General features: G+C 66.6%; 25 protein-coding genes. 17 read left to right on the plus strand and 8 right to left on the minus strand.

Annotation, left to right across the window (positions count from 1 at the left end):
* Positions 1-113: 113 nt before the first annotated feature.
* The 4 genes from PV761_RS01760 to PV761_RS01775 all read left to right on the plus strand — a co-directional run bounded on the left by PV761_RS01760 (position 114) and on the right by PV761_RS01775 (position 3,934).
* Entirely contained in the window at positions 114-950 is an 837-nt protein-coding gene (locus PV761_RS01760) for a methylenetetrahydrofolate reductase (RefSeq protein WP_081818841.1), read from the plus strand.
* Positions 940-2,412: a D-serine/D-alanine/glycine transporter gene (gene cycA, locus PV761_RS01765; RefSeq protein WP_347893883.1), complete on the plus strand. Its 1,473-nt coding sequence runs from the start codon at positions 940-942 to the stop codon at positions 2,410-2,412. Before PV761_RS01760 ends, cycA begins: the two co-directional genes overlap by 11 nt.
* Complete coding sequence (purU, locus tag PV761_RS01770; protein WP_347893885.1) at positions 2,409-3,260, plus strand: formyltetrahydrofolate deformylase; 852 nt, start codon at positions 2,409-2,411, stop codon at positions 3,258-3,260. The genes cycA and purU overlap by 4 nt, the downstream gene beginning before the upstream one ends.
* A 398-nt stretch (positions 3,261-3,658) precedes the next feature.
* Positions 3,659-3,934, plus strand: coding sequence for a hypothetical protein (locus PV761_RS01775; RefSeq protein ID WP_347893887.1), 276 nt, complete (start codon positions 3,659-3,661; stop codon positions 3,932-3,934).
* 14 nt (positions 3,935-3,948) lie between these two features.
* Here the strand turns inward: PV761_RS01775 and PV761_RS01780 are convergent, their stop codons facing one another.
* A complete protein-coding gene (locus tag PV761_RS01780; RefSeq protein ID WP_347893889.1) occupies positions 3,949-4,644 on the minus strand; it encodes a GAF domain-containing protein in 696 nt (231 codons plus the stop codon).
* 210 nt (positions 4,645-4,854) lie between these two features.
* On the opposite strand from PV761_RS01780, the gene PV761_RS01785 reads away from it, so the two are divergent.
* The 5 genes from PV761_RS01785 to PV761_RS01805 all read left to right on the plus strand — a co-directional run bounded on the left by PV761_RS01785 (position 4,855) and on the right by PV761_RS01805 (position 10,191).
* Positions 4,855-5,157, plus strand: coding sequence for a DUF4193 domain-containing protein (locus PV761_RS01785; RefSeq protein WP_028270230.1), 303 nt, complete (start codon positions 4,855-4,857; stop codon positions 5,155-5,157).
* Positions 5,158-5,209: 52 nt separating this feature from the next.
* A complete protein-coding gene (locus PV761_RS01790; RefSeq protein WP_347893891.1) occupies positions 5,210-5,959 on the plus strand; it encodes a lytic transglycosylase domain-containing protein in 750 nt (249 codons plus the stop codon).
* Between the two features lie 139 nt (positions 5,960-6,098).
* A complete protein-coding gene (locus PV761_RS01795; protein ID WP_028270233.1) occupies positions 6,099-6,917 on the plus strand; it encodes a pyruvate, water dikinase regulatory protein in 819 nt (272 codons plus the stop codon).
* Between the two features lie 151 nt (positions 6,918-7,068).
* Entirely contained in the window at positions 7,069-9,486 is a 2,418-nt protein-coding gene (ppsA, locus tag PV761_RS01800) for a phosphoenolpyruvate synthase (protein ID WP_347893894.1), read from the plus strand.
* Positions 9,487-9,603: 117 nt separating this feature from the next.
* Complete coding sequence (locus PV761_RS01805) at positions 9,604-10,191, plus strand: histidine phosphatase family protein (RefSeq protein ID WP_347893896.1); 588 nt, start codon at positions 9,604-9,606, stop codon at positions 10,189-10,191.
* Between the two features lie 13 nt (positions 10,192-10,204).
* Here the strand turns inward: PV761_RS01805 and PV761_RS01810 are convergent, their stop codons facing one another.
* Both PV761_RS01810 and PV761_RS01815 read right to left on the minus strand, forming a co-directional pair.
* A complete protein-coding gene (locus PV761_RS01810) occupies positions 10,205-10,894 on the minus strand; it encodes a hypothetical protein (protein WP_347893898.1) in 690 nt (229 codons plus the stop codon).
* A gap of 86 nt (positions 10,895-10,980) precedes the next feature.
* Positions 10,981-11,433 (minus strand): DapH/DapD/GlmU-related protein, encoded by a 453-nt coding sequence (locus PV761_RS01815; protein WP_347893900.1) that lies wholly within the window; start codon positions 11,431-11,433, stop codon positions 10,981-10,983.
* A gap of 174 nt (positions 11,434-11,607) precedes the next feature.
* On the opposite strand from PV761_RS01815, the gene PV761_RS01820 reads away from it, so the two are divergent.
* Together PV761_RS01820 and PV761_RS01825 are read left to right on the plus strand one after the other, a co-directional pair.
* Complete coding sequence (locus PV761_RS01820; protein WP_347893902.1) at positions 11,608-12,495, plus strand: SGNH/GDSL hydrolase family protein; 888 nt, start codon at positions 11,608-11,610, stop codon at positions 12,493-12,495.
* A 69-nt stretch (positions 12,496-12,564) separates the two neighbouring features.
* The gene (locus tag PV761_RS01825; protein ID WP_156037081.1) at positions 12,565-12,741 is read left to right on the plus strand and encodes a hypothetical protein; all 177 of its coding nucleotides are present in this window, start codon (positions 12,565-12,567) and stop codon (positions 12,739-12,741) included.
* Between the two features lie 88 nt (positions 12,742-12,829).
* Here the strand turns inward: PV761_RS01825 and PV761_RS01830 are convergent, their stop codons facing one another.
* Together PV761_RS01830 and PV761_RS01835 are read right to left on the minus strand one after the other, a co-directional pair.
* Complete coding sequence (locus PV761_RS01830) at positions 12,830-13,192, minus strand: DUF202 domain-containing protein (protein ID WP_043438015.1); 363 nt, start codon at positions 13,190-13,192, stop codon at positions 12,830-12,832.
* 2 nt (positions 13,193-13,194) lie between these two features.
* Positions 13,195-13,596 carry a DUF202 domain-containing protein gene (locus PV761_RS01835; protein ID WP_028270239.1) on the minus strand — a complete coding sequence of 134 codons (402 nt, stop codon included), beginning with the start codon at positions 13,594-13,596 and terminating at the stop codon, positions 13,195-13,197.
* A gap of 156 nt (positions 13,597-13,752) precedes the next feature.
* Between PV761_RS01835 and PV761_RS01840 the strand changes: the two genes are divergently transcribed.
* Positions 13,753-14,358, plus strand: coding sequence for a hypothetical protein (locus PV761_RS01840; RefSeq protein WP_347893905.1), 606 nt, complete (start codon positions 13,753-13,755; stop codon positions 14,356-14,358).
* Here the strand turns inward: PV761_RS01840 and PV761_RS01845 are convergent.
* Positions 14,355-14,693, minus strand: coding sequence for a DUF1508 domain-containing protein (locus PV761_RS01845; RefSeq protein ID WP_028270241.1), 339 nt, complete (start codon positions 14,691-14,693; stop codon positions 14,355-14,357). The two genes, PV761_RS01840 and PV761_RS01845, sit on opposite strands and share 4 nt — an antisense overlap.
* 252 nt (positions 14,694-14,945) lie before the next feature.
* Between PV761_RS01845 and PV761_RS01850 the strand changes: the two genes are divergently transcribed.
* The 5 genes from PV761_RS01850 (at position 14,946) to PV761_RS01870 (ending at position 18,960) form a co-directional block, all read left to right on the plus strand.
* Positions 14,946-15,500: an isochorismatase family protein gene (locus PV761_RS01850; RefSeq protein WP_347893907.1), complete on the plus strand. Its 555-nt coding sequence runs from the start codon at positions 14,946-14,948 to the stop codon at positions 15,498-15,500.
* 107 nt (positions 15,501-15,607) lie between these two features.
* Positions 15,608-16,711 carry an FAD-dependent oxidoreductase gene (locus PV761_RS01855; RefSeq protein ID WP_347893909.1) on the plus strand — a complete coding sequence of 368 codons (1,104 nt, stop codon included), beginning with the start codon at positions 15,608-15,610 and terminating at the stop codon, positions 16,709-16,711.
* 62 nt (positions 16,712-16,773) lie between these two features.
* Entirely contained in the window at positions 16,774-17,331 is a 558-nt protein-coding gene (locus tag PV761_RS01860; protein WP_347893911.1) for a hypothetical protein, read from the plus strand.
* Positions 17,328-17,981, plus strand: a complete 654-nt coding sequence (locus tag PV761_RS01865) for a DedA family protein (protein WP_347893913.1) — start codon at positions 17,328-17,330, stop codon at positions 17,979-17,981. The genes PV761_RS01860 and PV761_RS01865 overlap by 4 nt, the downstream gene beginning before the upstream one ends.
* A 13-nt stretch (positions 17,982-17,994) precedes the next feature.
* The gene (locus PV761_RS01870; protein ID WP_347893915.1) at positions 17,995-18,960 is read left to right on the plus strand and encodes a ribokinase; all 966 of its coding nucleotides are present in this window, start codon (positions 17,995-17,997) and stop codon (positions 18,958-18,960) included.
* A gap of 55 nt (positions 18,961-19,015) precedes the next feature.
* Here PV761_RS01870 and PV761_RS01875 read toward each other — a convergent pair whose 3' ends face one another.
* Both PV761_RS01875 and PV761_RS01880 read right to left on the minus strand, forming a co-directional pair.
* Entirely contained in the window at positions 19,016-19,861 is an 846-nt protein-coding gene (locus PV761_RS01875; RefSeq protein ID WP_028270246.1) for a fumarylacetoacetate hydrolase family protein, read from the minus strand.
* 2 nt (positions 19,862-19,863) lie between these two features.
* Complete coding sequence (locus tag PV761_RS01880) at positions 19,864-20,649, minus strand: 2-hydroxypenta-2,4-dienoate hydratase (protein ID WP_028270247.1); 786 nt, start codon at positions 20,647-20,649, stop codon at positions 19,864-19,866.
* Positions 20,650-20,681: the final 32 nt, after the last annotated feature.

Below are 20,681 nucleotides of genomic sequence, written 5' to 3' on the forward strand. Positions count from 1 at the left end.
CGAACTCGCGCACATCGAAAGCTCCGGCAGCACCCGCCAGGAAGCCAGCTCCCTCATCGCGGCACACCACTAGGACCACCGTGAAATTCAGACGTGACATTGAGAGAGGACCGATGATGTTCCCCACCCGGATCGAGATCATCCCGTCAGAGGGAATCGCTGATCGGGTCAGCGCGCACGTGCCGTTGACCACAACACTCACCGTGACGTGCCTGCCCCACCACGGGATCGAACGGACCATGCGCACCGCTGTGCAGCTGAGCCTGCTCGGCTACTCCGTGGTCCCGCATCTCGCGGCGCGGAGCCTGCATGACCGGTCCCAGCTCACCGGAATCCTCCGCGACTGCAACGTTGCCGGCATCGGCGAAGTGTTCGTGATCGGCGGCGACCGGAAGCAGCCGGCCGGCCCGTACGGCTCCGCGCTCCCGCTGCTCGAAGACATCGCGCAGTACACGGGCGGCATGATGCGGGCAGGAATCGCCGGCTACCCGGAGGGTCATCCCTCGGTTGGGCCGGTGGACCTGCTGGACGCCCTGCTGGCCAAGCAGCACGTGGCCTCGCACGTGGTGACGCAGATGTGCTTCTCCGCACCGAAAGTCCTTGACTACGTGGCGCTCCTGCGCCGCGAAGGAGTGCAGCTGCCCGTCTGGGCCGGCGTGGCCGGGAACGTTCCGCGGACCAAGCTGGTCTCCCTGGCGACGCAGATCGGCGTGGGAAGTTCCCTGAAGTTCCTGAGCCGAAAAGGTCCGCTGGCGCGCAAGCTCCTCAGCGGTGACCGCTACTCGCCGCAGAATCTCGTGGACGGGCTGGGAAGCCAGCCCGGGAAGATCGCCGGCATCCACCTCTACAGCTTCAACAACCTTGATGCGGTCCCCAACGAAGTGGGCCCCGCGTCTTCCCCAACGGCACTCCAGCCAGCCTTGATTCGAGGAGCAGCACGTGACAACTAAGACCCTGACGTCCCACCAGGAACCGCATCTTGAAAGGCAGCTCAGCAACCGGCACATCCAGCTGATCGCCATTGGCGGAGCCATCGGCACCGGCCTTTTCATGGGGTCCGGCAAAACCATCTCGGCGGCCGGCCCGTCCGTCATCTTCGTCTACATGATCATCGGCTTCATGCTGTTCTTCGTCATGCGGGCCATGGGCGAACTGCTGCTTTCCAACCTGAACTACAAATCCTTCAGCGACTTCGCCGCTGACCTGCTGGGCCCCTGGGCCGGGTTCTTCACCGGCTGGACCTACTGGTTCTGCTGGGTGATCACCGGAATCGCGGACGTGATCGCCATTGCCGGCTACTCGAAGGAACTCTGGCCGGGGCTCCCGCTGTGGATCCCGGGCCTGGCCACCGTGGCCATCCTGCTGCTCCTGAACCTCACCACGGTGAAGGCCTTCGGCGAGACCGAGTTCTGGTTCGCGCTGATCAAGATCATCGCCATCGCGGCACTTATCATCGTGGGCCTGTTCATGATCTTCAGCGGATTCCAGTCCGACGCCGGCCCTGCCACCTTCACGAACCTGTGGAGCCACGGCGGTTTCTTCCCGAACGAGTTCATGGGTTTTGTGGCCGGCTTCCAGATCGCAGTCTTCGCCTTTGTGGGCATTGAACTGGTGGGCACCACGGCCGCGGAGGCCAAGGACCCGGAGAAGAACCTGCCCAAGGCCATCAACTCCATTCCCATCCGCGTGCTGCTCTTCTACGTTGGCGCTCTCATCATCCTGATGTCCGTCACCCCGTGGACCCAGTTCCAGGCCGGCCACAGCCCATTCATCGCCATGTTCTCCCTGGCCGGTCTTGGTGCCGCGGCCACCGTGGTGAACCTGGTGGTGCTCAGCTCGGCGATGTCCTCGGCCAACTCCGGGATATATTCCACCTCACGCATGGTTTACGGCCTGGCCCAGGAAGGTGACGCGCCGTCCGTGTTCGGCCGCCTGTCACGCCGCAAGGTCCCGCAGAATGCGCTGTTCCTCTCCTGCGTCCTGCTGCTCTCCGGCGTCATCCTGATGTATGCCGGCTCGGACATCGGCAAGGCGTTCGACATGGTGACCACCGTGTCCGCCGTCTGCTTCGTTTTTGTCTGGTCCATCATCCTGGCCAGCTACCTGGCCTTCCGGCAGCGCCGCCCGCAGCTGCATGAGGCGTCCAAGTACCGGATGCCCGGCGGCATTCCCATGGTCTGGGTGGTCTTCGCTTTCTTCGCGTTCGTGCTGTGGGCACTGACCACCCAGCCGGACACGCTGCTGGCGCTCCTGGTGACGCCGGTGTGGTTCATCCTGCTCGGTGCCGCCTGGTTCGTGCTGCGCCGCCGGCCCGCTCACCTGGCCCGCTATGCGACGTTCCAGGCTGAACTCAGCCAGGACATGGAGCCCGACGCGGCTGGTGAGCGGGAACTCGGGGACGTCAGGAAATGAGCGAGCATGTACTGACTTTGGACTGTGCCGAGTCTCCGGGCATTGTCCATGCGATTTCGGGATTCCTGCTGGACCACGGCTGCGACATCATCGACAACAAGCAGTACGGGGACCGCGTCCAGGGGCACTTCTTCATGCGGGTGCACTTTGACTCGGGCCAGGATTCCACCAGCACCGAGGATCTCCGCGAGGACTTCGCATCCCTGGCGGAGAAGTGGCAGATGAACTGGCAACTGGAGCCGCACGGCCGCAAACGCCGCGTCCTGGTGATGGTGTCCAAAATGGGGCACTGCCTCAATGACCTGCTGTTCCGTGCCCGCACCGGCGACCTTCCCGTGAAGATCGTCGCCGTGGTCTCCAACCACCGCGAGCAGGAGGACCTGGTCCGGTGGCACGGCATCCCGTTCTTCCACCTGCCGGTCACGAAGGACACCAAACCGGAAGCAGAAGCCCGGCTTCTGGAACTGGTCGACGAGTTCGATGTGGAACTCGTGGTCCTGGCCCGCTACTTGCAGGTCCTGAGCGACGAACTCTCGGCCAAGCTGGCCGGCCGGACCATCAACATCCACCACTCGTTCCTGCCCAGCTTCAAGGGTGCGAAGCCGTACCACCAGGCCTACGACCGCGGGGTCAAGACCGTGGGCGCCACAGCCCACTACGTCAACGCGGAACTCGACGAGGGACCGATCATTTCGCAGCAGGTCATCGACGTGGACCACACCTACACCGCCGACGACCTGGTGGCCGTTGGCCGGGACGCCGAATGCGCCGCGCTCCGCAACGCGGTGCGCTGGCACTGCGAGGGCAGGATAATGCTGCTGGGCAACCGCACCGTGATTCTGCGGTAGCGCCGTTTCCTGGGAAGCACGACGCCGGTGGTCACCTGACAAGGTGACCGCCCGGCGTCGAACTCTACAGATGGTGGCCTAACAACCTCCGGACGAGTTACCCCGCCCCTGTGACGGGGCAACCCATCATCCGGAAGGCGACGTCCGCCGATGGCACCCATGAACATCGGCAGGACCGCCTGCCACGGCCGCAGTCACTCCGCTGTGCCCGACCGGCCTGTGGCTGCAATCAACCTACCCGCAGGGCAGCAGGGCCCACGAGGGGCTTTAGGCCTATTCCGGGCGGAACTTCGGGCCGTGACATCGGACTCCTTGGCGGCGGCAGGGGAATAGCAGGGGCCCGGGGAGGCTTGTAATAACTGGGCGCCGACCACCGGTTGCCTCTTGAGAGGACCTCCTTGCCTACTACTTTCATCCCGTTTACTGTTCGCGCCACTGTCCGCGAGGACCACCAGCGTTCCTTCCGCACGGACATCGAGCGCCTCACGTCCAGCCACCGCGGCTGGGCGCCGCTGGACATGGTCAAGTCCACCAACACGCAGGCGCTTTTGCGCGGTGCAGTTCCCAACAGCGTCCACACCGCCACCGATGCGAGCCTGGCCCTCTACCTCCAGGACCGCCTCGCGGCGGCCAGCGACATTCACCTGGATCTCACCGTCTGCATCGAGCGGTAAGAGAGACCGGCCTGTCAGGCGGCGCTGGTGGTGCCGGCGTCGGGAGCCGTCGGCGACATGAACGCCAGGTCACGTGCCACCGCCCGCAGGTACTGCAGGGCCGACTCCTCGGTGAGGCCGTACTCGCGGATCAAGGACTCCACAGCCAGTTCGGTCAGGGGTGAAGGCGGCGGCGAGACGGCGGTCCGTGCCTTCCGCGCCAGCTCCAACAGCAAATGGCACACCTTGGACATGCGCCGTGCGCATGCGACCGTCCGGATGACGTCGTCGCTGGTGAAGGCGTGCGGTGCGGGTGCGTATAGCGTCAGGGCGGCACTGGTCTCCCACTCATCGATCATCGGCACGGATAGCACGGATCCGAGGCCTTCACCGGCAATTGCGGCGCAGTATCCGGGCCAGCGGCGGTCTGCCGCGGCGTCGGGTATGTGGATGAATTCGCGGCTCACCACCGCGGCCCGGGCAGGACCGTCTGCGAATGAGCCTTGAAGTCCGTCGACCTGCCGCCCCTTGAGTGAGGCGGCCGTCCAATTCCGGACTCCGCCCGGGCCGACTCGGGTGATGGCCCAAAGGAAACCCCGGGCTGGGCCACCGACCTCCTCGATGAGGTCTTCGGCCGCATCGCTGAGGAACGCTTGTGCGTCGGGAGTGTCCAGAACTGCGGACGGGAAGGCAGCCGGTGGTTCCGGTCCGCTGTTCGTAGCTTCGGCCATGGTGCACGCTCAAATAAGACGTTGCGGCTTCCTGCAAAACCCTGTAGGAAAAGCATAGGACCGTACCGCGAAATCCGCCCCGCTTGGGTGACAATCCGGTTCACCGGAAGTGCCTGTAGCCGGGTGGACTGACGGAGACCGGGTGACTTAACGGGGAGATGGTGTAAGTTTCTTCCGGCCAGCAAATACACCTGAAATGAGAACCCCCAAGTGGCAACTGATTACGACGAAGTACGTTCCGACGTCAAGGAATCGCAGGACAGCTCCCTCGAGGCCCTGCAGTCGGCGAACGCACCCGATGCCCGCAGCGTTGTCCGCGACCTGGACGAAGCAGATGCACTGGACGACTCCATTGTTCCCGGTGGCGAATTTGTGGCCGAGGAGCTGGTGGTTCAGGTGGTGCCGCAGGCGCGGGACGAGTTCACCTGCTATTCCTGCTTCCTGGTGCGGCACCGTTCACAGATCGCCCGCGAAAAGGACGGCCACGCGTACTGTATTGAGTGTGAAGGCTGACTCGATGCGGGCGTACGGTGCTTGTCGAGGCATTGGCCTGCCCGGCTAGTCCATGCTTCGCCTGAAACGCCTTGCGGTCTTCTGCCTTTTCGCGATCTGCGTCATCACCGGACTCCTTTTCTGGGTCCTCCGCGCACCCGGCGCGGCAGGGTTCGGGGACCTGGCGGCTCCGCCTCAATCGGGCGCGAAGCTCGCGACCCTCTCCGGCGCCCGTGCGGTGGACATCACCGACAGCACGATGGATGCAAAGTGGCTTGACCGGACAGCGGCGCAGACCGGCATCCCTGCCCGGGCGCTCCAGGCCTACGCAGTGGCAGCCGAGCTGGCCAATGCCGCCGCACCGGCGTGCCGGATCGGATGGAATACCGTAGCGGCCGTGGGCTTTGTTGAGTCGGCGCACGGCAGCCACGGCGGCGGAACTTTATCGAGCACCGGCCAGGTGAGCGGACCAATCATCGGGCCCAGCCTCGACGGCGGCAGCTTCGCCGCCATCCCGGACACGGACGACGGCGTCCTCGACGGCGACGCTCTTTGGGACCGCGCCGTCGGGCCCATGCAGTTCATCCCCTCCACGTGGGAGCTGGCAGGGCGGGACGGGAACGGCGACGGATACGCCGACCCGCTAAACATCGACGACGCCGCCTTCAGCGCCGCCTCGTACCTGTGCGGAGGCGGCCGCGACCTCACCACGGCGCGGGGATGGACCGACGCCGTGCTCTCCTACAACCAGTCCGATTCCTACGTGCTCCAGGTGCGCGAGCAGGCAAAGGCCTACGCAGTTGAGGCCAGGGCTGCCGGGTAGGACGGGAGGGAACTGCTCACCCGTTCCCCCGGAAGGGACGGCTTCACGGGATCGGCCGAACCCTTCGACGGCTAGGTCCGTTGGACCGCGCCGCCCCTCCGATTCCGGACGGGGACCGGCCCTGGGGCACAATACGTTCATGACCAATGACGATCTGCGGCCTGTCTACTTTCTTTCGGACAGCACCGGCATCACCGCGGAAACGCTCGGCAACACCTTGTTGACGCAGTTTCCCGCGAATCATTTCGACCGCATCACGGTCCCCTTCATCACCACCGTCGAACAGGCCAGGACCGTCGTCGGCACCATCGACAAACTGGCCGCCAGCGGTTTGCGGCCGATCGTCTTTTCCACGGCGGTCAGCAGCGACATCCGCCAGACCCTTGCCACGTGCAAGGGGATCATCGTGGACCTGATCGGGACGCATGTCGGTCAGCTGGAGCAGGCCCTCGGCTCGCCGGCCAGCGGCGAGCCCGGCAGGGCCCACGGCCTGGGCAATGCGGAGCGGTACCAATCCAGGATGGCCGCCGTTGAGTACGCCATGGAACACGACGACGGCCAAAGCCTGCGTGCGCTGGAAAAGGCACAGGTCATCCTGGTGGCGCCGTCCCGCTGCGGAAAAACTCCCACCACCATGTACCTGGCGCTGCAGCACGGAATCTTCGCCGCGAACTTCCCGCTGGTGGACGAGGATTTCGAACGCGAAGGGCTGCCCAAGCCGCTGCGGCCTTTCGTTGAGAAATGTTTCGGCCTCTCCTCCAACCCCCTGCGACTGAGCCAGATCCGCACCGAACGGCGCCGCGGTTCGCCCTACGCCTCGCTCCGCCAGTGCGGCTTCGAGCTGCGCAGCGCGGAGCAGCTGTACGTCTCCCACCGGATTCCGTACCTCAATTCAGCAACGGTGTCCGTGGAGGAAATGGCTGCGACCATACTGCAGCGCATGAACCTCAAGCATTAGGGAAAATTTTCACAATCAGAGTGTGGCGCACATCATGTGGAAAGAGCGCCCGAGACCTGTCACTGTGGACAAGATTCGCGCCCACCAAACGGCTATCGCCGCGAGCGGGGCGGCACATCTGCATGCCATCATCTGCAAAGGAGCAGCAACTATGACGACAGACATCCTGTGGTTCTCAGAACTCGGACTCAAGGACCTGGACCGGGTGGGCGGAAAGAACGCGTCCCTCGGTGAGATGGTGCAGAACCTGACCTCGGCCGGTGTCAAGGTCCCCGACGGTTTCGCCACGACAGCGGACGCGTACCGGACCTTCCTCGCAGATTCCGGCCTGGACCAGAAGATCGCCGACCGGCTCATCGGCCTGGACACCGACGATGTGACGGCCCTCGCCGCTGCCGGCCAGGAGATCCGCACCCTCATTCGTGAGACGCCGTTCCTGCCGGACTTCGAAGCCCAGATCCGGGACTCCTACCAGCAGTTGGTGGAAAAGCACGGCGGCTCCGAGGATCTCTCCTGGGCTGTCCGTTCCAGCGCAACGGCCGAAGACCTCCCGGACGCCTCCTTCGCCGGGCAGCAGGAAACCTTCCTGAACGTCCGCGGCATTGAGAACATCCTGCTCGCCATCAAGGACGTGTTCGCCTCCCTCTACAACGACCGCGCCATCGCCTACCGCGTGCACCACAAGTTCGAACACGCCGAGGTGGCGCTTTCGGCCGGTATCCAGCGCATGGTCCGCTCCGACGTCGGGGCCTCCGGCGTCATGTTCACCATGGACACCGAATCAGGATTCAACGACGCCGTGTTCGTCACGTCCTCCTACGGCCTCGGCGAGGCCGTGGTCCAGGGCGCCGTCAACCCGGACGAGTTCTACGTCTACAAGCCCGCCCTGCAGGCAGGCCGCCCGGCGATCCTCAAGCGCGGGCTGGGCGAGAAGGCACTCCAGATGACCTACACGAGCAACCGCGAAGTGGGCCACACCATCGATTTCGTTCCGGTTGAGGCTTCGCTGCGGAACCGCTTCAGCATCACGGACGACGACGTCGAGCAGCTCGCCCGGCACGCCGTCGCCATCGAGAACCACTACGGCCGCCCCATGGACATCGAATGGGGCAAGGACGGGATCGACGGCGGCCTGTACATCCTGCAGGCCCGCCCGGAGACCGTGCAGTCCCGCCGCGCCTCCGGCAGCCTGAGCCGCTTCCGCCTCAACGGGACCGGCCGGGTGCTGGTCGAAGGCCGCGCCATCGGCCAGCGCATCGGCGCCGGCACCGTCCGCATTCTCAGCTCAATCGACCAGATGGCCGCCTTCAAGACCGGCGATGTCCTCGTCGCCGACATGACCGACCCCGACTGGGAACCGATCATGAAGCGTGCCTCCGCCATCGTGACCAACCGCGGCGGACGCACCTGCCACGCGGCCATCATTGCCCGGGAACTGGGGATTCCCGCCGTCGTCGGTACCGGCGGCGCCACGGACGTCCTCTCCGACGGCCTCGAGGTGACCGTTTCCTGCGCCGACGGCGAGACCGGCGTGATCTACGAAGGGCTCCTGGACTTCAGCGTCGAGGAAACCGAGATCACCCAGCTGCCCGAGGCCCCGGTCAAGGTCATGATGAATGTCGGCACCCCGGAGCAGGCGTTCACCTTCGCGCAGCTCCCCAACCACGGCGTGGGCCTGGCCCGGCTCGAATTCATCATCAACCGCCAGATCGGCATCCACCCCAAGGCACTGCTGAACCTGGACAAGCAACCGGCGGATGTGGCCGCGGTCATCCGGGAGCGGATCGCCGCGTACGACAGCCCGCGCGAGTACTACATCAAGCGGCTGGCCGAGGGCGTGGCAACCATCGCGGCGGCCTTCGCGCCGGAACCGGTGATTGTGCGCATGTCCGACTTCAAGTCCAACGAGTACGCCAACCTCATCGGCGGACCGGCCTACGAGCCGCACGAAGAAAACCCGATGCTCGGCTTCCGCGGTGCTTCCCGGTACCTGGAGCCTTCCTTCCGGGACTGCTTCGACCTCGAGTGCGAGGCCCTGTCCTTCGTCCGCAACGAGATGGGCCTGACCAACGTCAAGCTCATGATCCCGTTCGTGCGGACCCTGGACGAGGCCCGCGGCGTCATCGACTTGTTGGCCGAGAACGGCCTGCGGCGCGGCGAGAACGGCCTCGAAGTCATCATGATGTGCGAAATTCCGTCCAACGCGCTGCTGGCTGACGAATTCCTGGACCACTTCGACGGCTTCTCCATCGGCTCCAACGACATGACCCAGCTGTCCCTCGGTCTGGACCGGGATTCCGCGATCGTCTCGGGCGGCTTCGATGAACGCGATCCTGCCGTCAAGAAGCTCCTCAGCATGGCCATCAAGGCGTGCAAGGCGCGCGGCAAGTACGTCGGCATCTGCGGCCAGGGGCCCAGCGACCACGCGGACTTCGCCGAATGGCTGGTCGGGGAAGGCATCGATTCCGTCTCCCTGAACCCCGACACCGTGGTGGACACCTGGCTCCGGCTCGCCGGTGAGGCACGCGGCGAAGAAGCCGTCGCGGCAGTCGGCGCTGACGCGAACTGACTCTCCGTGTGAAACGAGTGCCCGCCCGGGAAACCCCGGGCGGGCACTCTCGTTAACGCGGCAGACGCCGGCTTCATGTAGCCACAATTTCCGGTCCCCACCCGGCACCAAGGCAGAATGGGAGGCATGACCCTTACGACGTTCGCCCTTGTCCGCCATGGCCAGACCGACTGGAATGCGCAGCGCCGGCTGCAGGGATCCACCGACATTCCGCTGAACGACGTCGGCCGCGGCCAGGCGCGCGACGCCGTCGCCGTCCTGTCCGGCCAGGAATGGGACGCAATTGTGTCCTCGCCGCTCGGCCGTGCCGCGGAAACGGCGAACCTCATTGCCGACGGTCTGGGCCTCAGCGTGGCGCGGCACATTCCGGAGCTCACCGAGCGTAGCTTCGGGCCCGCGGAGGGCCTGCAGGCCGGTCCCGAGCTTGACGCCCTGCGCATTCCCGGTGGTTTCCGCGGCGCAGAAAGCGAGGACGAGGCAGCCTCCCGCGGGTTGGCCGCGCTGGAGACCCTGGCTGAGGAGTTCCGCGGCCGCCGCGTCCTGGTGGTCGCCCACGGCACCCTCATCCGCGTAAGCCTCAGCCGCGCCATTGGCCGCACCCTGGACAGCGTCGAGAACGCCGTGCTCAACCTCGCCCACCACCATGCCGTTGACGGCTGGCAGCTCGAATACTTCAACGGCGAACGCGTGGCGGCCGCCGTCTAGCGCGGAGCCGTCCCTACGGCTGGTAGTGCGACTCCGCCGGTGCGAATCCGGCCCGGTCCACCTTCCGGTGGTAGTGGACTCCGGCCAGGCCGCCCAGGACGGCACCCAGGAGCGCTAGCGCGGCGACTGCGATAGCTGCAACAACGCTGCTTGTACTGAGCAGGCCCTCATCGACGGGTACGCCCAGGAGATCCCTGACCACGGTCAGGGGATCAGATTGGCCGCCGCCGACTACGGCAACCGAGGCAAGTCCCGCGGCGGCAATGACGGCCCACAGCCACACCATGAGCCCCTGGCCGACGCCGTTGAAGCGGGCCATCCGTCCTGCGACGTAGCCGCCTGAAACAAAAGCGAGGAAAGGCACCAGGAAGAGCAGGATCAGGCCGGCCATCCCGCTGAACGGAGAGGACCCCTTCGTTGAATCCGAGACCGGGTCCGTGCCGGCCAGAAGCCCCGCCCTACCCGCCGCCACAGCCAAAGCGCCCAGCAGGATGGTCATTGCGGCCGCAGTCAGGCAGCCGAAGAAGGCCGAACCGATTTTGATGCCGCCGAAGCGCTCCTCCTGCCGGGCAACCACCGTTTCCCTGATCCGGGCAACCGGGTCGGCCGGAACCACACGGTCGGCCGGGACCGCGCTCTCGGCCGGGACCATGCCGTCGGGCTCTTCGTAGGAGCCGCCGTCGGCGTTCCATGGGCTGCCCATCACGCGTCCCCGCTTTCACTGCTCAAAACGGTGGGTATGCCCTAAGTTAAACGCACTCCGGCGCAGTCCACGAGAGGCTTAGGACCTCAGGCGGCCTTGCGGGCCTTCCGCCCGTCGCTCGGCGCGGACCGCCGTGAAGCACTCACGGACGTCCTGGTCCGGGTCCCTACGCGGCTGCCCTGCGCGACCGTGCTGTCGCCATGCAGGCGCACTCCGTGGCCAATGACGGCGCCCGCTCCAATCCGGGAGTGGCTGCCAACACGGACCCGGTTGCCGATCACGGCGCCCGGCCCCACGTACACGGCGTCACCGATCACCACCCGCTGGCCGATCCGGGCCCGCCGGTCAATCCAGCTGCCGCCGCCAATCCGGCAGCCTTGTCCCACCTCGGCGCCGGCCTCCACGTAGGCCGTGGAACTGATGAAGGACGACTCGTCCACTTCGGCGCCGCGCCCGATCAGGCCGCCGCCGTTCGGGTGCCGGTGATAGCTGATGACCTTGCCGGCGTCGTCTTCGACTGTTTCGATTTTCCTGCTCATGACCTTCCTGTCAGTCCGGCGCAACCGATGGTGCCGGACACTCGTTATTAACGCCGGCAACCCGGTGTGCATTCCATTCACAAATGTGGCATTCCGGCCAGTTTCTGGAACATGTGGGGCGCTTCCATGGTTAATCACAGAAAGGGCGCAGGGCTTCCCACAAGGAGGTGCGTGGTGACCACGAATGACAAGGATCTGTCAGGACGCCGGCCTCACGGCGTTGTCATCGGCAGGGGGGATAAGGCTGCCGGTGTCAGCGAGCACCCGTGGCGCCGATACGTGGCGTTGGGGGATTCGTTTACCGAAGGCGCGGGGGACCCGGACCCGCGGCGCCCCGGCGGAGTGCGGGGCTGGGCCGACCGTGTGGCCGAGGAACTGAGTAACGGCCACCCGGACTTTGCCTACGCGAACCTAGCCGTGCGGGGCCAGCTCTTGGACCAGATCCTGGCACGGCAGGCCGGGCCCGCGCTGGCGCTGCAACCGGACCTGATCACGCTTTCCGCAGGCGGCAACGACATGGTCTTCCACGGCAGCGATCCGGACAAGTTGGCGGAACGGCTCGACTCCGGCGTGGAGCTGCTCAGCACTTCCGGTGCCACACTGGTGGTGTTCACCGGCCCCGACTGGGGGTCCACCCCTGTGCTGGGCCGCAACCGGACAAAGGTTGCCGTCTTCAACGAAAACATCCGCGCGATTGCCGCAAAGCATGATGCCGTGGTCGCCGATCTGTGGGGCTTGCGTGAGCTCAGGAACCCGTTGATGTGGGACCGGGACAGGCTGCACCTGTCACCGCTGGGCCACCATGCCGTTGCGATGAGGGTGCTGGATGCGCTCGGTGTGCAGCACCTCCTGCAGCCGCTGGAATCCCGCGAACTGCCGCGCGGCAACTGGCGGCAGGCCCGCGTCGAAGACCTCCAATGGGCCCGCAGCTATCTGCTGCCCTGGGCGTGGCACCAGGTCCGCCGGCCGGCGAAGGTCACTGAGCCCATCGCGAAGCAGCCTGTAGCCGCCCCGGTAACCACTCCGGGCCGGCCCGTGGTTGCCGTCAGGAGCCACGCCTGAGAGGCGCAGCCCCGGGGCGCCATGGAGTGTCTGCCGCACACTGTCGGTGGCCTGCCATAAACTCAGCCAGTGGCAGATTCGAGCACCGATAGCAGTGCAAACCCGGTGGTGATCCCAGTGCTGGAGGGACAGACCTGCATTGCCGAGCTGCTCCCGGAGTTCAAGGACCTTGCCCGTCTTGCCCTGTCGGAGTGGGGGCCGCAGGACGCCGACGCATCAGCAGACGGCCAGCAGACGCTCTTCTGATCGCTGGCGCTCTCATCGCCAGGCCCTCGTCGCCGAACCGTGCCGCAATGCCCTCCGTCATGGCTGCCTTCCGCCGTGGCTGCAGCGGTCATGGCTGCAGCGGCAGGAACAGGACGGTGTAGATTCCCAGCAGGGCGAGGACGACGACGCTCGCGGCAACCGCCGCCGTCGAACCTAAATCGGGTGGCATGGTTTCCCGGTTGATGCCCCGGACGGCACGGTGGAACCGGCGTTTTTGGGTGAGGTTGATGGCCAGCGCCGCGGCGATGGCGCCGCAGACGAGCGTTCCGACGAACCAGCCGTGGTGGGGCAGCCAGCGCAGGAAGAGCGCTGCGGCCACCACCATTGCCATGGTGGTTCGGCCCCACGCCAGATCCGTGCGTTCGGGCTGGAGGCCGGAATCGCCATGCCGGGCCGGATCTCCCGGGTCGGGATCATTCGGGGCAGCCACGCTCAGGCCGGCCGGGCGATCACGAACACCACCATGATGGCAGCCACCAAGGCTCCGCCGATGGCCAGCACGGGAGCGATCAGGGGAAGCGGCAACGGCGAATTGGACCGCATGGCGCGTTCCACGTTCAGCCAGCGGAAGAACGAGCCGCCGCCGATGACCAGCGCCAGCACCAGCAGCAGGACCGCGATGGTCTTGCGCAACTCGGGACCCAGGAGGCTGGCCATAAAGGCCTCGACGGCCACGCCGCCGGCGAGCAGCGCCAGGGACGTCCTGATCCACGCCAGGAAGGTGCGCTCGTTCGCCAGGGTAAACCGGGGATCGGGTTCGGTGCCGCCACCGAGGAGCCGCGATGCGAGCCGGCCCCTCGCATCCTTCGCTCCGGTATTCGAATCGTCTGGCACCGTCTCATCCCTCCGCGCATGGCAGGTCGCAGATGCTCCCTTCTCTTGCCTACCACGTTTCCGGCGGCGGTGTCCCGGCGACGCCCGGGCGGTGCCGGACACGTGCCGGGCGGGGGTGCGCCCGTTTTGGCGGACAGTTGGGTAGCGTTGTACGCCGTGAGCACCGAACAGAGGGTTGTGGGCATTGCGTCGCTGTGGTCCGCCGTCGTCCTCAGCATGGTGGCGTTGGCTGCACCGGTGGCAGCGGAGCCGTGCCCGGCAGGCCAGGTTCCGGTGACCCGCGGCGGCGTCTGCGTCCCGTTGAGCCCGTTGCTTCCCGGACCGGCAACGCCGACGACGGCGGCTCCAACGGCGCCTGCCCCCTCGCCCACGGCAACGTCGGACCCTCCGCCGGGCGGCGCCCTTCCAGGGCAGCCCGGCCCTAGCACCCAGGCGTCGGCAGCCCAGCTTCCTGCACCGGGAACCGAAGCGCCCGGAAACCTGGCGCCCGCAACCACCACCGACGACGCGGAAGCGGCGGTCGATGCGACCGTCACGCCGTCGTCGGAATCGTCCGGTGCGCCGGCCACTGCGGGTCCCGCACCATCGGCTCAGGCAACGTCCGCCGTTCCGGCGGGTGCACCTGCGCGTCCGCAGACGCCGTCCCGGTCAACCCTGGCAACGGCCGGTTACCTGCTGACGATCGGCGGAATCCTGCTGCTGGCCTGGGCTGCAGCAGGAATCGCGCTGCACCGCCCCGCGCCCGGGGCCCGCCGGGCTTAGGCCGCCCCGGTCAGCTGAGGCGTGGCACGGCGAACCGCGGCGTGCTTGCGGAAGCCGTCAACCGGCACCCTCCGGGTGTCGCAGGCCGAAGCTGCCGGGACCGGCAGTGCGGCACCCTGCACCACGGCAGCCGGTGCCGGAACCGAGCTGGCGGACGGACAGAGGTCGGTGATCAGTCCCATTCCCGCGCACTCGCGGACCGTCTCGATGGCCGCGACAGCCGAGGCCTTGTCGGGGTAAACACCGGAAACCGCCAGTTCGGTTCCGTCCGGCGTTGTCAGCCGGAACCGGTACTGCGCCTGTGCATCAAGGAAAACTTCGAACTTGCCGGCCATAACTAATCCTTCCGGTCTGCGGAGCCCGTCCGCTGGCGGCTTCGCCGTGAAACGGGCCGAACGCATCTCTGCGAACATGTTCCGCTGGTCTGGTCGAACGATCAGAATTGATCGGTTCATCAAGTGCTTCAAGTCTGTCGCGCCTCCTTGTAGGCTCACAAGACCGATCAAGTTAAGCCCACGTAAAATGCATGCAACGGATTGCCCTCCCAGGGTCCTTCCACTGCCTCAGCGCACACCAAGGAGCTCGTTATGACCACATTGTCAGATCGACCCAACACCGCCTTGATGGTGATCGACGTCCAGAACAGCGTGGTGTCGGATGTGCACCAGCGCCACGAGGTGGTGGCCAACATCGGCACGCTCGTGGACAAGGCGCGCAGTGAAGGAGTGCCGATCGTCTGGGTCCAGCACTCGGACGAGCAGCTGGAAAAGGGCAGCGAAGCCTGGGAGTATGTCCCGGAACTGAAGCGCCAGGACCCTGAGGCGCTGGTGCACAAGTCGTTTGCGGACTCGTTCGAGGACACCAACCTGGAAGAGGTGCTGGCCGACGCCGGAGTGGGCCGACTCGTGGTGACCGGCGCGCAGACGGACGAATACATCCGGTCCACCATCCACGGCGCCTTTGTCCGCGGCTACGACGTGACGCTCGTCGGCGATGCACACACCACGGAAGACCAGAGCGAATGGGGCGCGCCGCCGCCGGACAAGGTCATCGCGCACACCAACCTGTACTGGAAGTACCACACGGCGCCCGGCCGGACAGCTGCCGTGGAGGACACGAAGGATGTGACCTTCAAGGACTGAGCCGGTCCCTCTCAACCCCGCATGCGAGCCACCCGTCCAATTGGCAGAATAGGAACCGGTAACAGGCCTCACGAAGAGGCTGCGGGATTGAGTTGGGTGGAGCTGTGGTGGAAGTTGACGTCGTTGTAGTTGGCGGAGGGGCGATGGGATCCGCTGCCGCGTGGCAGCTGGCCCGCCGCGGGCACTCGGTCAGGCTCCTGGAACAGTTCGAGCAGGGGCACCACATCGGCGCCTCCCACGGCGCGACCCGGAATTTCAACACGGCCTACGCGGAGGCTGACTACCTGGACCTGGTCACCGAGGCCAAGGATCTGTGGGACGGGCTGGCCGCCGAAACGGGCAGGCAACTCCTGGACCTCGTGGGACTGGTGAACCACGGCAACGTCCGCCGGCTGCAGGAGGTCCGGTCCTCGCATGCCCGGCGGGGCATAGAAAGCCACTTCATCCCGGCGTCGGAAGCGGCGGACCGCTGGCGGGGCATGAACTTCCGGAGCGAGGTGCTGGTGGTTCCCGGCTCCGGCCGTATCCGCGCCGAGGCGGCGCTGCAGGCGCTGCACCAGGCCGCGGAGGCGCACGGCGCCCGCTTTGAGTACTCGACGCCGGTCCGCGACATCCGCGTCGCCGGTGACGACCGCGCCGTCGTCGTTACTGACTCCGGCGAGATCACCGCGCGGCGCGTTGTGGTCACGGCCGGTGCGTGGACCACCAAGCTTGCGCGGAACCTGGTCCGGCTCCCGAGGCTCGTGGTCACGCAGGAGCAGCCGGCCCACTTCACGCCGCTGGATGACTCGCTGGCCTGGCCCAGTTTCAACCACAACCCCGACCCGGACGACCCCCGCGATGCGTACTGGTACAGCCCGGTCTACGGAATGCTCACGCCCGGTGAAGGCATCAAGGCAGGCTGGCACGGGGTGGGGCCGGTGACGGATCCGGACGCGCGGAGCTTCACCCCCGAGCCGGTACAGCTGGAAGCGCTGGTCAGGTACGTCCGGGACTGGCTGCCGGGCGTGGATCCGGAGTCGGCGGTTCCGATCAGCTGCACGTACACCACCACCGCGAACGAGGACTTTGTGCTGGACCGCTTCGGGCCGCTGGTGGTGGGGGCCGGGTTCTCCGGTCACGGTTTCAAGTTCACACCGGCCATCGGCCGGGTGCTTGCAGACCTTGCCGACGGCGGCAGCGCCCCGGCGAGGTTCTCCGCCCGGCGCTAGGGAACGGCGCTAGGGGACGGTTGGCAGGCCGGATTCCGCCGGAGCGGGTAGCGTTGGCTGACATGCGCAACGGTCGACTGGTTCCATGCATCCTCGCGGTGCTGTCCGTCGTGGCTGCCTGCCTCCTGGCTTTCGCTGTGTCCGCAAGTGCTGCGCCCTGCTCGGACAAGAAGGGTCCTGCTGCCGACGCCGGCTCCTGCGATTCCGGCGGGCCGCCGTCGCGGGCGCCCGCATCCCCGGCAACTTCCCCGGAGCCAGCCGCCCCCGGAACCATTCAGGACGGCACCGGCCCCGGTCAAGTGCAGCCCGTCGTCACAGGTTCCGGCGAGGAAGATATGCCGTTACAGGAAACTATCGCCGGCCAGGGACCGGAGGCGGCCAGCGCAGCGTCCGCGGGATCGCCGTCCCGCGCGGGCACGGCCACGCCGGCAGGATCTGAGCCACCGTTGCCGTCCCGCTCGGCCCGGACGTTGACGGCGGCACCGTCCGATTCCGGCGGGGTTGAGGCGGGGACCGTTCCCGTCGCGGGATACCTGATTGCCATCGGCGGCGGGCTGCTCCTGCTTTCTTCAGCCTTCGGTTTTCTCAGGTTCCGTCCCGGCGCCAGGGTCCAGCCATGATGTCGGCAAACGCTGTGGATGAGCTCACCGGGATAGCCGGCTTCGCCGCGCGCAGCATCGACTCGTTGGGGGAATGGGGCGTCGGGCTCTTCACCTTTGCCGAAACGGTCATCCCGCCCATTCCCAGCGAGGTCATCCTGCCGCTGGCTGGCTTCCTCACCAAGCAGGGGAGCATGGTCCTGGCGCTCGTCTTCATCACCAGCACGCTCGGCGCGTATGCCGGTGCCTTACTGCTGTACTGGCTGGGCGCCAAACTGGGCTTGGAACGGGCCATCACGGGCCTGTCCCGGCTTCCGCTGATGGACCGCGAAGACTTCGAAAAGGCCGCGGACTGGTTCCAGCGCCACGGCAAGTTGGCGGTGTTCTTCGGCCGGTTCCTGCCAGGGGTGCGCAGCCTGATTTCGTTGCCGGCCGGTGCCAAGAAAATGAACCTTGCCACTTTCAGCATTTTCACCATTGCCGGGAGCGGGCTCTGGAACGCGCTGCTGATCGGCCTGGGCGTGCTGCTCGGAGCCCAGTACCGGCTTATTGAGGACTACTCCAAATACCTCAATTACGCCGTGTACGCCGTGCTGGCTGCCACCATTGCATGGCTGTCCGTCCGGGCTTACCGGCGGCAACGCGAACGCTTGGATCAGAACGAACGTTAGGGGAGTGGCTGGAATGGGCACGGAAGCGCACGGCCGGATCGTCGTCGTCGGCTCCCTCAACGCCGACCTGACCATTTACTGCGAACGGCTCCCGCGGCCGGGCGAGACGGTCCACGGTACCGGGTTCGCCGTCAATCCCGGGGGCAAGAGCGCCAACCAGGCCGTGGCTGCCAGCCTCCTTGGCGGGGCGGTCAGCCTCATCGGGGCCGTGGGGGACGACTCCAACGGCGAAATGCTCCTGGCCTCCACCGCCGGCGCCGGTGTGGACATCTCGCACGTGCGCATTTCACCGTCCGCCGCCACGGGAGTCGCGGTCATCGCCGTGGACGCGCACGGTGAGAACAACATCATCATCTCCGCCGGGGCCAACGGGACCCTTGCGCCCGCCGACGTCGCAGCGGCCGCTGAGGCGTTCGTCGGCGCCTCCGTGATCTGCCTCTGCCTTGAGATCGGCCTGGATACGGTGGAAGCCGCGGCCCGGGCAGGGCGCGACGCCGGCGCAACAGTTCTGTTAAACCTGTCGCCCTACGGCGAGATCCCGCAGGGGTTGGCGGATTTGTGCGATGTGCTGTTGGTCAATGCGCACGAAGCGTCACTGTTTTTGGGGCCGGATGTTCCCGGGGCGGACGCGGACGACGCCGGCTGGGACCAGGTCCGGGAAAGGTTCGCCGGGCGCGGGCTGCACCGGGTGGTGGTCACCCTTGGCTCCAGGGGCTCGGTAGTTCTTGATTCGCTGGCCGCAGGAAGGGACCGCGTTACGAGGATCGCGCCGGTTGCGGTCCACGCCGTGGACACGACGGGAGCCGGCGACGCGTTTACGGGCGCCGTTGCTGCGCGGCTCGCCGCCGGCGAGCCGCTGGCCGACGCCGCGGCCTTCGCCTCAGCGGCGGCGGCGCTTGCCGCCACACGCAAGGGCACGCAGGCTGCATACGCCGACGTTGCCGACGTGGAGCGGCTGCGGCGGTCTGCACGAGGCTGACGGAAGCGGGCCGCCGGTCCGATAAGGTCCGGCGGCCCCTGACTCCTATTGCCCGCTACTGCATGGTGTGCCGCATCTCGCCGACGCCGCGCACATAGGTGACCAGTTCGTCCCCCGGTTTGAGGAAGCGCTGCGGCACCCGGCCAACGCCCACCCCGGGAGGCGTGCCGGTAAAGATCACGTCACCGGGCAGCAGCGGAGTCACCTGGGAAAGCCGGGCGATGATCTCCGGCACCGGGAACACCATGTCAGCGGTGTTCCCCTTCTGGACTTCTTCGCCGTTGATCGAACAGCCCAGTTCGATGCGGTCCGGGTCATCAAACTCATCAGGAGTCACCAGCAGCGGCCCGATGGGTCCAAACCCGGGAAACGACTTGGCCAGGCTGTACTGCGGCGCCGGCCCTGACTGCTGCAGCGTGCGCTCCGAGAGGTCCTGTCCCACGGACAGGCCCGCCACATGCTTCCACGCCTCCTCAACGGGGATGCGGGTCCCGCCGCGGCCGATGACAACGACGAGTTCGACCTCCCAGTCCACCGTGCCCTGCGGGAGGACGATGGTCCCGTGCGGACCAGTCAGGGACGTCACGAACTTCGTGAACACCGTGAGGTCATCGGGGACCTCCAGCGCGGCCTCGGCGGCGTGCGCCGCGTAGTTCAGCCCGATGGCAAACACCTGCCGGGGCTGCGGCGCGGGATTTCCAAAGGACGACGGCGGCACGTCGGCCAGCGGGGTTCCGCTCCATTGCTCCAGCGTGAAGGCAACGCTGCGAAGCTCTGGCCAGCGCTCGTAGCAGTCCTGGATCCGCGGGCTGAAATGTCCGCCGGTTTCCATCGAAACATCGATGACGTGGTCATCGGGGGTGACGAGGTGGAGGCGTCCGGAAATGTTGGCCAGGCGCATGATCAGGCCGAAACGTCGAACTCGACCGTGCCCCAGCCCTCGAACGTTCCGGACCAGCGGCCGGCCTCGTTCATCGGTACGGCCTGGAGGCAGCTGCCGGGAAGGATGACCTGGCCCGCTTCAAACTCGACGTCGTAGTCGGCAAGGCGGTTGACCAGCCAGGCGACCGCGGCGAGGGGGTTTCCCAGGATGTTGCCGGTGGTCCCTGCGATGACTTCGCGGTGGTTGAAGGTCAGGACTCCGCGGGTGTCCCGCAGGTTCAGGTCGGTGACCTTGCGGGGTGTGCCGCCCAGGATGACGGCGCCGGTGGAGCCGTTGTCCGCCAGGGTGTCCGGCAGCCCGATGGCCCAGTCCTTCACGCGCGAGTCGATGATCTCGATGGCGGGCAGCGCGTAGTCGATGGCGTTGATGACGTCCGCGATTGTGGTGTTCCGGCCGCCCAGGCGTGAGCGGAGCACGAAGGCGGGTTCGAGTTCCACGTAGGGTGCGATGAAGTTGTCCCGCTGGAGGGTGGCGCCCTCGAATTCGAAGATGCCTGCCAGCAGGTGGCCGTAGTCCGGCTGGTCCAGGCCGAAGGCGTCCTGCATGACCTTGGCGATGTTGCCGAGCTTGTAGCCGACGAGCCGGTCCCCTCCGGCGACGGCGTGGTCAACGTTGATTTTCTGGACCTGGAATGCGCCGTCGGCGTCCAGCGCGGGCCAGGTTTCCGTGGGCGCAGCGACGGGCTGTCCCTGCAGCCGGGCGGTGCGGAGCGTGCCGGCGACGTCTTCAAGCGTGATGGTGGACATGGTTTCCTCAAATTTCGATGGTTGGGGATCCG

The sequence above is a fragment of the Arthrobacter sp. CC3 genome, from assembly GCF_039907775.1.
Lineage (GTDB): Bacteria > Actinomycetota > Actinomycetes > Actinomycetales > Micrococcaceae > Arthrobacter.

Bases quoted from the DNA above. Each gene is read 5' to 3' on its own strand.
- PV761_RS01760 (WP_081818841.1), top strand. From the start codon at position 114: ATGATGTTCCCCACCCGGATCGAGATCATCCCGTCAGAGGGAATCGCT.
- purU (WP_347893885.1), top strand. From the start codon at position 2,409: ATGAGCGAGCATGTACTGACTTTGGACTGTGCCGAGTCTCCGGGCATT.
- PV761_RS01780 (WP_347893889.1), bottom strand. From the start codon at position 4,644: ATGGCCGAAGCTACGAACAGCGGACCGGAACCACCGGCTGCCTTCCCG.
- PV761_RS01790 (WP_347893891.1), top strand. From the start codon at position 5,210: ATGCTTCGCCTGAAACGCCTTGCGGTCTTCTGCCTTTTCGCGATCTGC.
- PV761_RS01795 (WP_028270233.1), top strand. From the start codon at position 6,099: ATGACCAATGACGATCTGCGGCCTGTCTACTTTCTTTCGGACAGCACC.
- ppsA (WP_347893894.1), top strand. From the start codon at position 7,069: ATGACGACAGACATCCTGTGGTTCTCAGAACTCGGACTCAAGGACCTG.
- PV761_RS01805 (WP_347893896.1), top strand. From the start codon at position 9,604: ATGGGAGGCATGACCCTTACGACGTTCGCCCTTGTCCGCCATGGCCAG.
- PV761_RS01810 (WP_347893898.1), bottom strand. From the start codon at position 10,894: ATGGGCAGCCCATGGAACGCCGACGGCGGCTCCTACGAAGAGCCCGAC.
- PV761_RS01815 (WP_347893900.1), bottom strand. From the start codon at position 11,433: ATGAGCAGGAAAATCGAAACAGTCGAAGACGACGCCGGCAAGGTCATC.
- PV761_RS01845 (WP_028270241.1), bottom strand. From the start codon at position 14,693: ATGGCCGGCAAGTTCGAAGTTTTCCTTGATGCACAGGCGCAGTACCGG.
- PV761_RS01850 (WP_347893907.1), top strand. From the start codon at position 14,946: ATGACCACATTGTCAGATCGACCCAACACCGCCTTGATGGTGATCGAC.
- PV761_RS01860 (WP_347893911.1), top strand. From the start codon at position 16,774: ATGCGCAACGGTCGACTGGTTCCATGCATCCTCGCGGTGCTGTCCGTC.
- PV761_RS01865 (WP_347893913.1), top strand. From the start codon at position 17,328: ATGATGTCGGCAAACGCTGTGGATGAGCTCACCGGGATAGCCGGCTTC.
- PV761_RS01870 (WP_347893915.1), top strand. From the start codon at position 17,995: ATGGGCACGGAAGCGCACGGCCGGATCGTCGTCGTCGGCTCCCTCAAC.
- PV761_RS01875 (WP_028270246.1), bottom strand. From the start codon at position 19,861: ATGCGCCTGGCCAACATTTCCGGACGCCTCCACCTCGTCACCCCCGAT.
- PV761_RS01880 (WP_028270247.1), bottom strand. From the start codon at position 20,649: ATGTCCACCATCACGCTTGAAGACGTCGCCGGCACGCTCCGCACCGCC.